We start from the raw sequence: 13352 nt of genomic DNA, 5'->3' as shown, positions 1-13352 counted from the left end.
TAGGAGCCTAGGCGGGTGTGCAGTGTCTGACGAGGTTCACCCGAACACATGCCCCCCGTTGATCCGCAGGCCGACCGGGTGGCCGGCCGGGTGGCGGACGCCGTCGAAATCCTCAACCGCCAGCACGCGTCCCTCGGTATCCACCACCTCGATCCGCTGGCGGCCCTGGGTGCGGTAGGAGCTGCGCACGGTGCCGGAGAGATGCGCCGCCTCGGGCTCGGCGAGCTGCAATTGCCAGGGGCGGACGTAGAGCTTGACCGGGCCGATGATCCCGGCCGGCGCCGCGACCGGCGTCTCCCGGCTCCGCACCAGCACCCGGCCGCCCTCGGCCAGCGCTTCCACCTCGACGTGGTCGCCCAGGAACTTCATCACGGTTGCGGAGGCCGGGTGCTCCTGGACCTCGTCCGGGGTGCCGACCTGCTCCAGGCGGCCGCGGTCGAGCACCGCGACCCGGTCCGACAGCTCCAAAGCCTCGTCCTGGTCGTGGGTGACGAAGATCGTGGTCTGGCCGGTGCGGTCGTGGATCTCGCGCAGCCAGCGGCGCAGGTCCTTGCGGACCTGGGCGTCGAGGGCGCCGAACGGCTCGTCCAAGAGCAGGACGCGGGGCTCGACGGCGAGCGCGCGGGCCAGCGCCACCCGCTGGCGCTGGCCGCCGGAGAGCTGCGACGGGTAGCGGTCGCCGAAGCCCGAGAGGCGGATCAGGTCGAGCAGGTCGCCGACCCGACGCTTGATCTCGGCCTTGGCCGGGCGATCGGCCCGGCGCCGCGCGTTCAGCCCGTAGGCGATGTTGTCGGCCACGCTCATGTGCTTGAACAGGGCGTAGTGCTGGAACACGAAGCCCACCGCCCGCTCCTGCACGGCCAGCCCCGTGGCGTCGTCGTTGCCGAACAGGATCCGGCCCCGGTCCGGCGCGTCGAGCCCGGCGATGATCCGCAGCAGCGTCGTCTTGCCCGAGCCCGAGGGGCCGAGCAGGCCGAGCAGCTCCCCCGCCCGCACGTCGAGCGACAGGTCGTGCAGCACCGCGGCCGTGTCGAAGGTCTTCGAGATGTCCTCGACCCGGATCGCCGTCGAGGGACGATCAGTGAGCCCGGCCGGCCGCGAGTTCGCCCGCGAAGCGCCATTCGAGGATGGATTTGAGGATGAGGGTGAGGAGGGCAAGGACAGCGAGGAGCGTAGCGACGGCGAAGGCGGCGACGAAGTTGTACTCATTATAGAGGATCTCCACGTGGAGTGGGATGGTGTTGGTCAGGCCGCGGATGTGGCCGGACACCACCGACACCGCGCCGAATTCGCCCATCGCCCGGGCATTGCAGAGGAGCACGCTGTAGAGCAGGCCCCAGCGGATGTTCGGCAGCGTTACCGTGCGGAACGCGTGCAGGCCCGAGGCGCCGAGCGTCAGGGCGGCCTCCTCCTCCGCGGAGCCCTGCTCCTGCATGAGCGGGATCAGCTCGCGGGCGACGAACGGGAAGGTCACGAACACGGTCGCCAGTACGATCCCCGGCAGGGCGAACAGAACCTGGATCCCGTGGTCCAGCAGCCAGGAGCCGAACAGGCCCTGCGAGCCGAACAGCAGCACATAGATCAGACCCGAAACCACCGGCGAGACCGAGAACGGCAGGTCGATGAGGGTGATCAGCAGCGACTTGCCGGGGAACTCGAACTTGGCGATCGCCCAGGAGGCCGTCAGGCCGAACACCACGTTGAACGGCACCGCGATCGCCGCCACCGTCAGCGTCAGGCGGATCGCGCTCCAGGCATCCGGCTCCCGGAATGCGGCCAGGAACGCCTCGATCCCCTTGGAGAAGGCCTGGGTGAAGACCGCGATCAGCGGCAGGACCAGGAACAGCGCCAGGAACGTGATCGCGATCCCGATCAGCACGATTCGGGTGCCGGCGGCCTCCGAGGCGACCGGCTCCGCGTGCGCGGTGGGCGGAAGGGTCGGGGAGAAGATCTCAGACATAGCCGAAGCGCCTCCGGCTCCAGGCCTGGATCAGGTTGATGGCGAGCAGGGTCAGGAACGAGATGCCCAGCATGATCGTGGCAATCGCGGCCGCGCCGCCATAGTCGAACTCGGACAGCTTGATCACGATCAGGAGCGGCGCGATCTCCGACACGTAGGGCAGGTTGCCGGCGATGAAGATGATCGAGCCGTATTCGCCGACCCCCCGGGCGAAGGCCATGGCGAAGCCGGTCAGCACCGCCGGGATCAGCGGCGGCAGCACCACCCGGGTCAGGGTGGCGAACCGGTTGGCCCCGAGGGTGGCGGAGGCCTCCTCGATCTCCTTGTCGATCTCGGCAATCAGCGGCTGCACGGTCCGCACCGCGAAGGGCAGCCCGATGAACACCATGGCGATGAAGATCCCCACCGGCGTGTAGGCCGCCTGGATACCGAGCCGGGCGAGCGGCGCGCCGAGCAGACCGTCCGGCGCGTAGAGCGAGGCTAGCGCGATGCCGGCCACCGCAGTCGGCAGCGCGAAGGGCAGATCCACGGCCGCATCCACGAGCTTGCGGCCCGGGAAGCGGTAGCGGGTCAGAACCCAGGCGACCAGGAAGCCGAAGACCGAGGCGGTGAGCGCCGCGACCGCCGACACGCCGAAGCTCAACCGCAGGGCGCTGGAAACGCGCGGATCGGTGGCGACGTACCAGATCCCCGAGATCCCGAGGCCGGACGCCTTGGCGACAAGCCCGGCAAGCGGCAGCAGCACGACGAGCCCGAGGCAGGTCAGCGTGTAGCCGAAGCTGAGCCCGAAGCCCGGGATCACGCTCGGACGGCGGAAGGTGCGTTTGCGACGCGGCGTCTCGACCATGATTCCCGCCTCAGCGGCCGGCCCGGCTCAACCGGTCGAACAGGCCGCCGGCGTCGAAGTTCCGCTTCTGGATCTCGTCCCAGGAGCCCTGCATATCCTCGATCTTGAACAGCTTGATCTCGGGGAGCTGGGCCAGGTCGGCCGGGGCCGCTGCCTCACGGCGGATCGGGCGGTAATGGTGCTTGGCGAAGATCGCCTGCGCGCGGTCGCTGTAGAGGAAGTCGAGATAAGCCTGGGCGGCCTTGGTGGTGCCCTTGCGCTCGGCGTTGACGGCCACGAGGGCCACCGGCGGCTCGGCGTAGATCGAGGTCGGCGGCGACACGATGTCGAACTTGTCGGCGCCGAATTCCTGCAGCACCAGATAGGCCTCGTTCTCCCAGGTTGGGAGCACGTCGCCCAGCCCGCGCTGGGCGAAGGTGACGGTGGAGCCGCGGGCGCCGGTGTCGAGCACCGGCACGTTCTTGTAGATCTGCCCCACGAAGGCGTCGGCCTTGGCGGCGTCCTTGTCCTGGCCGTAGGCGTAGCCCCAGGCCGCCAGGAAGTTCCAGCGGCCGCCAGCCGAGGTCTTGGGGTTCGGGGTGATCACCTTCACGTCGGGCTTGGTCAGGTCGGCCCAGTCCTTCACGCCCTTGGGATTGCCCTTTCGGACCAGGAAGACCACCGTTGAGGTGTAGGGGGTGGCCTCGTTGGGAAGCTTGGTCCGCCAGTCGTCGGGAATCTTGTGCGTGAGCTTGGCGATGGCGTCAATGTCCGACGGGATGCCCAGCGTGACCACGTCGGCATCGACCCCGTCGATCACCGTGCGGGCCTGGGCGCCCGAGCCGCCATGCGAGGCGCGTACCGTGATCGCCTCGCCGGTCTTGGCCTTCCATTCCTCGGCAAACACCGCGTTGATGTCGCGGTAGAGCTCCCGGGTCGGGTCGTACGAGACGTTCAGCAGGGCGGTCTCGGCGGCAGCCGGCAGGTGGCCGCTCAACAGGCTGGCACCGACCAGCATCGACAGCCCGAAGGCCCGGTTCCTGACCGACCCGTTCTTCATCACGCCCGCTCTCCCAGCCGCCGATGGGCGCGCCGCCGAGGGGCGCACCCAGTTGACCCTGGATCGTTCGTTTTATCGAACGAAGTCAAGTCTTCGGCGCAGGGTTGCGCAGCCGTAGGCACCTCGCAGGATCGGTGGATCCCCGGGGAACACAAGCCGCCTCAAGATTGGTCAGGCGAGAAGGCATGGATCTTCTCCCGCGCGGAACGCTGAGAGAAGAATGTCTGCGCGCTGTAGGGTTTCATAGAAAGAACGAACTGATGTGCGCTGGCACACATTTCGTTCGCTGCCGTTCAGCGCTCCCCGCGCGGGACGCGCGGTCTACGGCTTGGGCTTGGCGAGCTGCTGGACCAGCGCTTCGAGGCGCTGATTGAACGGCGCCGCGAGGGTGTCGGCATAGGCTGCGCGCAGGTTCTGGCCGAGATGGCGGCGCACGCTCGGGCTGAGCGGGGCCGCGGTCGACGCGGGTGTCGCCTCGGGCGGACGGTCCGGATGCGTCTTCGTCATGATCCCGACTCCCCCGCACGTCCCCGCCCTCAAGGTGGCAAAGCTTGGTTAAGAAGCCGTCACGGCCGCTGGATCCAGGTGCCGGAACTGGCCGCCCCGGGGGCACGTTGCTCGGCATGACCTCTCGCGCAGATCGGATCCGCCCCTTGTCCCGCTCGATTTCCCTGACCCTGATGGCCTTCCTGGCGGTGGCGGCGGCAAGCCCCTGCCTGGCGCAGACCAAGCCCGGCGAAATCAAAGGCGTCGACGCCATGGGCGACAAGTCCCGCAGTGCCCAGGACGGCTGGAGCCAGGCGCCGGTTCCCCGGGAGCAATCGGCGGCCAAGGATGCGCCGAATCCGGGGGGCCACTCGATCGGCGAGAATGCCAATCGGCCGGTCCCCAAGGCGGATACGGGTGGATCCTCCGCGACGGAGCCGCAGGCCCCCCTGGACCACCGCACCGGCGGCCCCTCCGGCAGCAACCCGGCTGCTCCCAGCAAGTAAATCCGTCTGACAGTCCGCTCCGTAAAAAGATCTGGTTCTGCAGGACGATAATCCACGGTTGAACGTGCCGGCTCTCGCAAGACAGAGCTGCACGCTGTGTCACCCAATCGCACTTGCCTCGTGCACGCTTTTTTGGGACACCCTGGAATTATACCAGATCGCTTTAAGGAGCGGAGATGACGGTCCAGGTCTCTAGGCGTGGCCTGCTCAAAGGGGCCGGCGCCGGCCTCGCGGGCGGCTCGCTCGGCGCACTCGGCTTCGGCGGCCTCCAGCCGGCCATGGCCGCCGCAGTGCGGCCGTTCAAGCTCGCGCAGATGCGCGAAACCCGCAACACGTGCCCGTACTGTTCGGTCGCGTGCGGCGTCATCCTGTACAGCCTGGGCGACCGTTCGAAGAACGCGCGCTCCTCGGTGATGCATATCGAGGGCGATCCCGATCACCCGGTCAACCGCGGCACGCTCTGCCCGAAGGGCTCGGCGCTGCTCGACTTCGTGCATTCCGAGACCCGCACGAAGTACCCGCTCTACCGCGCCCCCGGCACCTCCGAGTTCAAGCGCGTCTCCTGGGACTTCGCGCTCGACCGGATCTCGACGCTCCTCAAGGAGGATCGGGACAAGAACTTCAAGGCCAAGAACGAAGAGCTCACGGTCAATCGCTGGACCACGACGGGCTTCCTCGGCGCCTCGGCCACCACCAACGAGACGGCCTGGCTGACCTACAAGACAGTCCGAAGCATGGGGGCCCTGGTCTTCGATAACCAGGCCAGGGTTTGACACGGTCCGTCGGTCGCCAGTTTGGCGCCCTCCTTCGGACGCGGTGCGATGACCAACCTCTGGATGGACATCAAGCACGCGGACGTGATTACCGTGATGGGCGGCAATGCCGCCGAAGCGCATCCGTGCGGATTCAAGTGGGTCGTCGAGGCGAAGGCCCATAACAACGCCAAGCTCATCGTCGTCGACCCGCGCTTCACCCGCACGGCGTCGGTGGCCGATCTGTACTGCCCGATCCGGCAGGGGACCGACATCGCGTTCCTGTCGGGTGTCGCGAAGTACCTGATCGACAACGACAAGCTGCAGCACCGCTACGTCGCGGCCTATTCCAACGCGGGCTACGTGGTCCGTGAGGGCTACGATTTCAGCGAGGGCCTGTTCGCCGGCTACGACGCGGAGAAGCGCGACTACGACAAGACCACCTGGGACTACGAGATCGGTCCCGATGGCTACGCCGTGGTCGACGAGACGATGCAGCACCCGCGCTGCGTCATGCAGCTTTTGAAGAAGCACATCGCCATCTACACGCCGGAGATGGTGGAGCGGATCTGCGGCTCGCCGAAGGAGACCTTCCTGAAGGTCTGCGAGTTGATGGCGACCACGTCCTCCCCGGAGCGGACGATGGCCTCGCTCTACGCGCTCGGCTGGACGCACCACTCCAAGGGCTCGCAGAACATCCGCTCGATGTGCATCGTCCAGACGCTTCTGGGCAACATCGGCATGCTCGGCGGCGGCATGCAGGCCCTGCGTGGCCACTCCAACATCCAGGGGCTGACCGATCTCGGGCTGATGAGCAACCTCATCCCGGGCTATCTCAACCTGCCCGTGGAGAAGGAGCCGGACTACGCGAGCTACATCGCCAAGCGGCAGTTCAAGCCGCTGCGCCCGGGCCAGACCAGCTACTGGCAGAACTACAACAAGTTCTTCGTCTCGTTCCAGAAGATGATGTGGGGCGATCACGCGACGAAGGAGAACGACTGGGCCTACGATTACCTGCCCAAGCTCGACGTGCCGACCTACGACGTGCTCCGTGGGTTCGAGCTCGCCAAGCAGGGCAAGATGTCGGGCTACATCATCCAGGGCTTCAACCCCCTGCTGTCGTTCCCGAACCGCGCCAAGATGACGGAAGCCTTCTCCAAGATGAAGTTCATCGTGGTGATGGATCCGCTCAAGACGGAGACCGCCCGGTTCTGGGAGAACCACGGCGAGTACAACGACGTCGATCCGACCAAGATCCAGACCGAGGTGTTCGAGCTGCCGACCACCCTCTTCGTGGAAGAGGAAGGCTCGCTGTCGAACTCCAGCCGCTGGCTGCAGTGGCACTGGCAGGCGCAGGAAGCGCCGGGCGAGTGCCGCTCGGACATCGAGATCATGTCGGAGATCTTCCTCCGCGTGAAAGCGGCCTACAAGAAGGATGGCGGCGCGTTCCCGGACGCGATCCTCAACCTGAAATGGGACTACGCCATCGCCGAGTCGCCGACGCCCACCGAGCTCGCCCGCGAGCTCAACGGCTACACGGTGGCGCCGACGCCTGACCTCAACGGGACGATCATCCCGGCGGGCAAGCAGGTCGACGGCTTCGCCCAGCTCAAGGACGACGGCACCACCGCGTGCGCGTGCTGGATCTACTCGGGCTGCTACACCGAGAAGGGCAACACCATGGCCCGCCGGGACAACAACGATCCCGGCGACCGCGGCATCGCTCCGAACTGGGCCTTCGCGTGGCCGGCCAACCGGCGCGTGCTCTACAACCGGGCGTCCTGCGACCCGGAGGGCAAGCCCTGGTCGGAGAAGAAGAAGCTCATCGAGTGGAACGGCAAGCAGTGGATCGGCTTCGACGTGCCGGATTACGGCGTCACCGTCGCCCCCGATAAGGGCGTCGGGCCGTTCATCCTGAACCAGGAGGGCGTCGCCCGCCTGTGGACCCGGGGGCTCATGCGCGACGGGCCGTTCCCGACGCACTACGAGCCGTTCGAGTCGCCGATGGCCAACATCCCGTTCCCGAAGATCAAGGGCGCCCCGGCGGCCCGCATCTTCAAGGACGACCTGGCCGATCTGGGCGACGCGACGGAGTTCCCCTACGCGGCGACGAGCTACCGTCTGACCGAGCACTTCCACGGCTGGACCAAGCACGCCCGGATCAACGCGATCCTCCAGCCGGAGGCTTTCGTGGAGATCTCGGAGGAGTTGGCCAAGGAGAAGGGCATCACCAAGGGCGGCTGGGTCCGCGTCTGGTCGAAGCGCGGCTCGCTGAAGGCCAAGGCGGTGGTGACGAAGCGGATCAAGCCGCTGATCTGCGACGGCAAGCCCGTCCACGTCGTCGGCATCCCGCAGCACTGGGGCTTCATGGGCCTGACCAAGAAAGGATGGCACCCGAACTCGCTGACGCCCGTGGTGGGTGACGCGAACACCGAGACGCCGGAGTTCAAGGCCTGGCTCGTGAATATCGAGCCGACCACGCCGCCGTCCGACGCGGTCGCCTGAGGAGAGCTGAGATCATGGCCGATTACAGCTCCCTCGATATCCGCCAGCGCTCCGCCTCCACGGAGACGCCGCCGGAGATCCGCCGCCAGGTGGAGGTCGCCAAGCTCATCGACGTGTCGAAGTGCATCGGCTGCAAAGCCTGCCAGTCGGCCTGCGAAGAGTGGAACGACCTGCGCGACGACATCGGCATCAATCGCGGTGTCTACGACAACCCCCACGACCTCACCCCGAAGTCGTGGACCCTCATGCGGTTCACCGAGTACGAGAACCCGGAGACCCAGAACCTCGAATGGCTGATCCGCAAGGACGGCTGCATGCACTGCACCGAGCCGGGCTGCCTCAAGGCGTGCCCGTCCCCCGGCGCGATCGTGCAGTACTCCAACGGCATCGTCGACTTCATCGAGGAGAACTGCATCGGCTGCGGCTATTGCGTGAAGGGGTGCCCGTTCAACATCCCGCGCATCAGCCAGACCGACCACAAGGCGTACAAGTGCACCCTGTGCTCGGACCGGGTCGCGGTGGGTCAGGCTCCGGCCTGCGCCAAGGCGTGCCCGACCGGCTCGATCATGTTCGGCACCAAGCAGGCGATGATCGAGCAGGCCGAGACCCGCGTCGAGGATCTGAAGTCGCGCGGCTTCCAGCATGCCGGCCTCTACGACCCGGCCGGCGTCGGCGGCACGCACGTCATGTACGTCCTGCACCATGCCGATCAGCCGAGCCTCTATGCCGGCCTGCCGAACGACCCGAAGATCTCGCCGCTCGTGGCCTTCTGGAAGGGGGGCGCCAAGGTGTTCGGGCTCGCCGCGATGGGCTTTGCCGCGGTCGCGGGCTTCTTCCACTACGTGACGGCCGGCCCGAACGAGGTCGTGCCCGAGGAAGAGGAAGAGGCGGTCGAGTTCGACGAAGCCAAGCGCCGCGGCGAAACCGGCGGCGGCGAAGCACGGCCGCACTAGACGCGACGGTCTCCCTCCCCCTCTGCGGGGGAGGGAGAGCCGCGCGGATCCGGAATCGACAGGGTGGGGCCGTCGAGGTCATGCCGCCCTACATCAAGTTTTCGGGTCGATCCGTGTCGCGGAGCCGGCCCCGTCAGGCGCGAGAAGGCCGATGACGAGCCAGAACGATATCCGGGACGGTGATTCCCGCCCCCTGCATCACGCCAAGGCTGAGACGCCGGAGGTGCTGTACGTCCCGCGCTACACCGGGGTTCAGCGCGTGAACCACTGGATCACCGCGATCCTGTTCACCCTGCTGACCCTCTCGGGACTGGCGATGTTCACGCCCTACCTGTTCTCGCTGACCGGCCTGTTCGGCGGCGGACAGGCGACGCGTGCGATCCATCCGTGGTTCGGCGTCGCCCTGGCGGTGAGCTTCTTCTTCCTGTTCGTGCGCTTCTGGAAGCTCAACATCCCGAACAAGGACGATGTCGCGTGGTCCATGAAGATCGGCGACGTGGTCACCAACCGAGAGGACCGCTTGCCGGAGCTCGGCAAGTACAATGCCGGCCAGAAGGGCGTGTTCTGGGGCCAGACCGCGCTGATCGGGGTGATGTTCGTCACCGGCCTGGTGATCTGGAACACCTATTTCGGCGGCCTGACCACCATCGAGACCCAGCGCTGGGCGCTCCTCGCCCACTCGCTCGCCGCCGTGATCGCCATCGCGATCATCGTGGTCCACATCTATGCCGGCATCTGGGTGCGCGGCACCAGCCGGGCGATGGTGCGCGGCACGGTGACGGGCGGCTGGGCCTATCGGCATCACCGCAAGTGGTTCCGGCAGATCGCCGGCGCCAAGGCGCGCCGGGGCTCGGTCGACAAGCGCGGATCCTGAGGCGTGGCCAATTTCTTCAGGCGGAAGCCCGCGGTCCCGGCCGAGACGAAGCCCGCCGCGGCTGAGGCGAAGGCCCGGCGGCGGGATTTCAGCGAGCTGAAGCCCGATCCCGACAAGATCGGGATCTCAGGCTCGGTCCCGTTCGTGCGGCTGCCGAACCCGGAGACGCTGTTCGCCGACAGGGCCGCGCGCCTGACGGCTGTCGCCCCCGGGCATCCCCTCGAAGCCTATCTCCGGTTCGTGGCCGAGGTCGCCCGGGCGCAGGCATCGGTCCAGGCGAGCGTTCCGCCGGCCGAGGCGCCGGTGGCGTCCGACACGGCTTTGCGCGCCGAGCACGGCATGCCGCCCCTGTCGCGGCACCGGCTTGAGGTCGATGCGGGCTTCGACGGTTGCCTCATCGCCCTGCTGGACCAGCTCGACCTGTCGGTGTCCCCGGAGGCGTCCCAGGCAGCCCGCGCGAGCCTGCTGGCGGCATCCCCGGCCGACCGGCTCGACTTGGCCGTGCAGGTCGTCGAGGGCGCGCTCCCGATGGAGCGGATCGCCGAATGCGTGTTCGTCGCCGCCGCCCTGCAGGTCCGGTTCGCCCAGGATGCGGCGCGCCTCGACGCCTCAGCCCTGAAGCCCGTGGCCGACGGCGTCTGCCCGTGCTGCGGCGGCGCACCGGTGGCGAGCGTCGTGGTGAGCTGGACCCCGGCCGACAAGGCCCGGTACCTGAGCTGCTCGGTCTGCAGCACCCTGTGGAACCACGTCCGGATCCGCTGCACCGCCTGCGGCTCCGGCGAGGGCATCAGCTATTACGGGCTCGACGAGGTGTCCAAGGACGTTCAGGTCGAGACCTGCACGACCTGTCACAGCTACATCAAGCACCTGCACCAGCACCGGGCGCCGGCACTCGACCCGGTTGCCGACGACATCGCGTCCTACGGCCTCGACCTGAAGATCGCCGAGGACGGATTTCGCCGCGCAGGCCTGAACTTACTGTTCATCGTTTAAGTCCCGGATCAACACGGTCCGGGACCCAGTGCGCGGGCAGGGCGGAGCCCTTCCGAATCCCCGCGCTCAGAGTGCGGCCGGCATCACCGTTTTCCGAACGCCGGCAACACCTTTCGGGATGATGCGCTAGCGATACCCGTACCGGCTCTTGGCGGCGGCCAGGAGGTGCAGCGCCTCGCCGGACTTGCCGGCGGCGCATTCCCCGGCGGCCTGGCTGAGGTCGGCGTTGAAACGGTCGCCCACCGGCTTGTTGAGGTTGCCGGTCGCCACGTCGCTGTCGACGATGGCCTTGGTGCGGGCGATCTCCGGACCGCAGCCGCTGCCCGTGGGCAGGGCCAGAGGTGCCGGAACGATGGGCGAGGGCTCGGAGACCTTGGGCGCGGAGCGTTGCTGGCAGGCGCCCAGCGCCGCGGCGGCGAGAACGACGAGGGTGAGGCGCATCGGAAGACGGGACGCGGGCACGGCGAACATCCTGTTGCGGCGCACGGGCTGCGCCGCCCGGGTTTTGGGCCGAGCTTGGCAGTGGGTCAATCGCCCCGGCGGCATGCCTGCGCACTGCGATGATCACACATGTGTTCCGGATCGTCCGAGGCTCAGTAAGGTGCCCAATCCAGAACAGAGACGCACCTCCCTCACAAAGGGCGCGGGTCTCTCCTCCGGCGCGGACTTGCAGTTCCACACATCGAGGTCGGCAGAAGACATGGCAGACGCCACGGCTCTCCCTCCCCCCTTTGCGGGGGAGGGTGGCCCCCGAAGGGGGTCGGGAGAGGGGAGCGACGGTGCAGAACGGGACTTCGCCCGTCACGGCAGTCGCGCCCTGTCCTAAGCCCGGGCTCCCCTCTCCCGGCCCTCGCTGACGCGAGGCCCACCCTCCCCCGCAGAGGGGGGAGGGAGACGCGCTGGGAGGTAGCCTTGGCCCACATCCGGCAGCGACATGTGAACATCCAAGCTCGTGCGGGAGAGGGGGCGCGTCGAGCCCTGCACCGGCGCCTGAGCGCGCCCTACTTGGCCTTGTCGGACAGCGCCTTCAGGCCGGATTCGTAGATGCCCTGGATGGCGTCGACCGCCACGGTGTCGGGGGCGCCCTTGGCGTTGAAGGTGCCGCTCCAGGTCACCTTGGAGCCCGTGCCCTCGGGGGCCACGGCCAGGGTCGATTTGTAGTCGGAGACCGGCAGCGGGCCTTCCAGGATCGTGTAGGTGTAGCTCATCACCTTGTCGTCGCGGGAGACCTGCTCCTCCTTGAGGGTACCGCCGCCTTTCAGGCTGAGCGTGCGGACCTTCATGCCGTCCTTGTCGGACAGGACGCATTTCTCGATGGCCGGGTGCCAGTCGCCGATGCCGCAGAACTCGCCGATCGTCTGCCAGACCTTGGCCGGGGAGGCGGCGATGTCGGCCGAGCGCGTCACCTCCAGGGCATGGCCCGCCACGGTGGAGGCGGCCAGCGCCAGGGCGGCAAGCGGCAGGGGCCGGCTGAAAGCGAAGGGCATCGGGGGGTCTCCATCCAAGTCGATCGCGGCGGGCGCCGCGCAGGCTCTGGGGCCGCGGTTGAGCTAGGCCGGGATGCCCGCCGGGGCAATGGGCGGGTCGGACGAGGCGGGTGGCCGCGCTCAGACGACGCGGCGGGTGGGGGTGGTATCGCCTCGCGCCGCATCGACGGCTCGCTCGTCTCTCCTCATCGCCAGCACCGCGACGCGTCCCCGTGAGACGCTACGATCTGAGATCGCGCGTCGCCCTCTGTTGCTTCGCGACGCTCGCGATGACGAGGCGGGCCGCTACCACCCCTCCCCGACATCCACCTCGACCGGATACCCATACCCCGTCACGGGCGCGTAGGCCGGCCGGACGGCGGTGCGGGTATAGGCCGGGAGCGGGCGGCGGCCCATCTGGTCGAGATCGGCGTAGCTGTCATCCGGCGCATAGGGATCGCGGATCCGGGCGACCCGGCGGGTGCGCGTGCTGCGCTCGGCCACCAGGGCGTCGGCGCCCTCGATCTGGACGCGGGTCCGGTTCATGCCCTGGGTCTTCACGAGGTTGAACAGAGTCGCGGCGTTGCGCACCGACAGGCGCACGCAGCCATGCGAGGCTGCGCGCCCAAGATTGCGGACGTGGTTGGTGCCGTGGATCGCGTGGCCCTGATTGGTGAAGAACATCGCGAACGGCATAGGCGCGTCGTCCCACTCCTTCGAGAAGTGGGTGCGCTCCATCCGGAACGGCCGATAGGAGCCGGACGGGGTGTCGTGGGCCTCGACCCCGGTGGAGACCGGCCAGGTGTAGCGGGGCTGCCCGTCGACCGAGACCTCCATCCGCTGGGCGGACTTGTCGACGTTGATGAGCACATCCGCCCGCGCCGCCGACGGCGCGGCGCCCCACAGGAGCAATCCCGACAGGACCGAGACCAGACCGATACGCATGAACGACCTCGATGGATGGGCAAAGA

13 protein-coding genes are annotated in these 13352 nt (G+C 67.9%); 5 read left to right on the top strand and 8 right to left on the bottom strand.

Annotation, left to right across the window (positions count from 1 at the left end):
* Nucleotides 1–36: 36 nt before the first annotated feature.
* The 5 genes from MKK65_RS20130 to MKK65_RS20110 form a co-directional block, all read right to left on the bottom strand.
* Entirely contained in the window at nt 37–1062 is a 1026-nt protein-coding gene (locus MKK65_RS20130; protein WP_313902055.1) for a sulfate ABC transporter ATP-binding protein, read from the bottom strand.
* Nucleotides 1063–1078: 16 nt separating this feature from the next.
* Complete coding sequence (gene cysW, locus MKK65_RS20125) at nt 1079–1960, bottom strand: sulfate ABC transporter permease subunit CysW (RefSeq protein ID WP_243959924.1); 882 nt, start codon at nt 1958–1960, stop codon at nt 1079–1081.
* Nucleotides 1953–2807, bottom strand: coding sequence for a sulfate ABC transporter permease subunit CysT (cysT, locus tag MKK65_RS20120; protein ID WP_058190647.1), 855 nt, complete (start codon nt 2805–2807; stop codon nt 1953–1955). The genes cysW and cysT overlap by 8 nt, the downstream gene beginning before the upstream one ends.
* Before the next feature lie 10 nt (nt 2808–2817).
* Nucleotides 2818–3846, bottom strand: a complete 1029-nt coding sequence (locus MKK65_RS20115) for a sulfate ABC transporter substrate-binding protein (RefSeq protein ID WP_409565469.1) — start codon at nt 3844–3846, stop codon at nt 2818–2820.
* 321 nt (nt 3847–4167) lie between these two features.
* On the bottom strand, nt 4168–4353 hold the full coding sequence (locus tag MKK65_RS20110; protein WP_058190649.1) for a hypothetical protein: 186 nt from the start codon (nt 4351–4353) through the stop codon (nt 4168–4170).
* 146 nt (nt 4354–4499) lie between these two features.
* On the opposite strand from MKK65_RS20110, the gene MKK65_RS20105 reads away from it, so the two are divergent.
* From MKK65_RS20105 to fdhE, 5 genes are all read left to right on the top strand, one after another.
* The gene (locus MKK65_RS20105; RefSeq protein WP_243959923.1) at nt 4500–4838 is read left to right on the top strand and encodes a hypothetical protein; all 339 of its coding nucleotides are present in this window, start codon (nt 4500–4502) and stop codon (nt 4836–4838) included.
* Between the two features lie 176 nt (nt 4839–5014).
* Nucleotides 5015–8095 (top strand): formate dehydrogenase-N subunit alpha, encoded by a 3081-nt coding sequence (gene fdnG / locus MKK65_RS20100; protein ID WP_243959922.1) that lies wholly within the window; start codon nt 5015–5017, stop codon nt 8093–8095.
* Between the two features lie 14 nt (nt 8096–8109).
* The gene (fdxH, locus tag MKK65_RS20095; protein WP_058190653.1) at nt 8110–9048 is read left to right on the top strand and encodes a formate dehydrogenase subunit beta; all 939 of its coding nucleotides are present in this window, start codon (nt 8110–8112) and stop codon (nt 9046–9048) included.
* A gap of 151 nt (nt 9049–9199) precedes the next feature.
* Entirely contained in the window at nt 9200–9922 is a 723-nt protein-coding gene (locus MKK65_RS20090) for a formate dehydrogenase subunit gamma (protein ID WP_082643112.1), read from the top strand.
* A gap of 3 nt (nt 9923–9925) precedes the next feature.
* Nucleotides 9926–10915 carry a formate dehydrogenase accessory protein FdhE gene (gene fdhE, locus MKK65_RS20085; RefSeq protein WP_243959921.1) on the top strand — a complete coding sequence of 330 codons (990 nt, stop codon included), beginning with the start codon at nt 9926–9928 and terminating at the stop codon, nt 10913–10915.
* A gap of 126 nt (nt 10916–11041) precedes the next feature.
* Here the strand turns inward: fdhE and MKK65_RS20080 are convergent, their stop codons facing one another.
* The 3 genes from MKK65_RS20080 to MKK65_RS20070 form a co-directional block, all read right to left on the bottom strand.
* A complete protein-coding gene (locus MKK65_RS20080) occupies nt 11042–11386 on the bottom strand; it encodes a hypothetical protein (RefSeq protein ID WP_243960014.1) in 345 nt (114 codons plus the stop codon).
* A 530-nt stretch (nt 11387–11916) separates the two neighbouring features.
* Nucleotides 11917–12402, bottom strand: a complete 486-nt coding sequence (locus MKK65_RS20075; protein WP_243959920.1) for an SRPBCC family protein — start codon at nt 12400–12402, stop codon at nt 11917–11919.
* A gap of 285 nt (nt 12403–12687) precedes the next feature.
* Nucleotides 12688–13326 carry a L,D-transpeptidase gene (locus tag MKK65_RS20070; RefSeq protein WP_243959919.1) on the bottom strand — a complete coding sequence of 213 codons (639 nt, stop codon included), beginning with the start codon at nt 13324–13326 and terminating at the stop codon, nt 12688–12690.
* Between the last annotated feature and the right edge of the window lie 26 nt (nt 13327–13352).

Origin of the sequence: Methylobacterium sp. J-001 (assembly GCF_022829565.1) — a bacterium.
Classification (GTDB): domain Bacteria; phylum Pseudomonadota; class Alphaproteobacteria; order Rhizobiales; family Beijerinckiaceae; genus Methylobacterium.
This window is presented reverse-complemented; position numbering and strand designations above follow the sequence as displayed.

Excerpts from the sequence above, each read along its gene's own strand:
- cysW (WP_243959924.1), bottom strand. The coding sequence starts at position 1,960 with ATGTCTGAGATCTTCTCCCCGACCCTTCCGCCCACCGCGCACGCGGAG.
- cysT (WP_058190647.1), bottom strand. The coding sequence starts at position 2,807 with ATGGTCGAGACGCCGCGTCGCAAACGCACCTTCCGCCGTCCGAGCGTG.
- MKK65_RS20115 (WP_409565469.1), bottom strand. The coding sequence starts at position 3,846 with ATGAAGAACGGGTCGGTCAGGAACCGGGCCTTCGGGCTGTCGATGCTG.
- MKK65_RS20110 (WP_058190649.1), bottom strand. The coding sequence starts at position 4,353 with ATGACGAAGACGCATCCGGACCGTCCGCCCGAGGCGACACCCGCGTCG.
- fdxH (WP_058190653.1), top strand. The coding sequence starts at position 8,110 with ATGGCCGATTACAGCTCCCTCGATATCCGCCAGCGCTCCGCCTCCACG.
- MKK65_RS20090 (WP_082643112.1), top strand. The coding sequence starts at position 9,200 with ATGACGAGCCAGAACGATATCCGGGACGGTGATTCCCGCCCCCTGCAT.
- MKK65_RS20080 (WP_243960014.1), bottom strand. The coding sequence starts at position 11,386 with ATGTTCGCCGTGCCCGCGTCCCGTCTTCCGATGCGCCTCACCCTCGTC.
- MKK65_RS20075 (WP_243959920.1), bottom strand. The coding sequence starts at position 12,402 with ATGCCCTTCGCTTTCAGCCGGCCCCTGCCGCTTGCCGCCCTGGCGCTG.
- MKK65_RS20070 (WP_243959919.1), bottom strand. The coding sequence starts at position 13,326 with ATGCGTATCGGTCTGGTCTCGGTCCTGTCGGGATTGCTCCTGTGGGGC.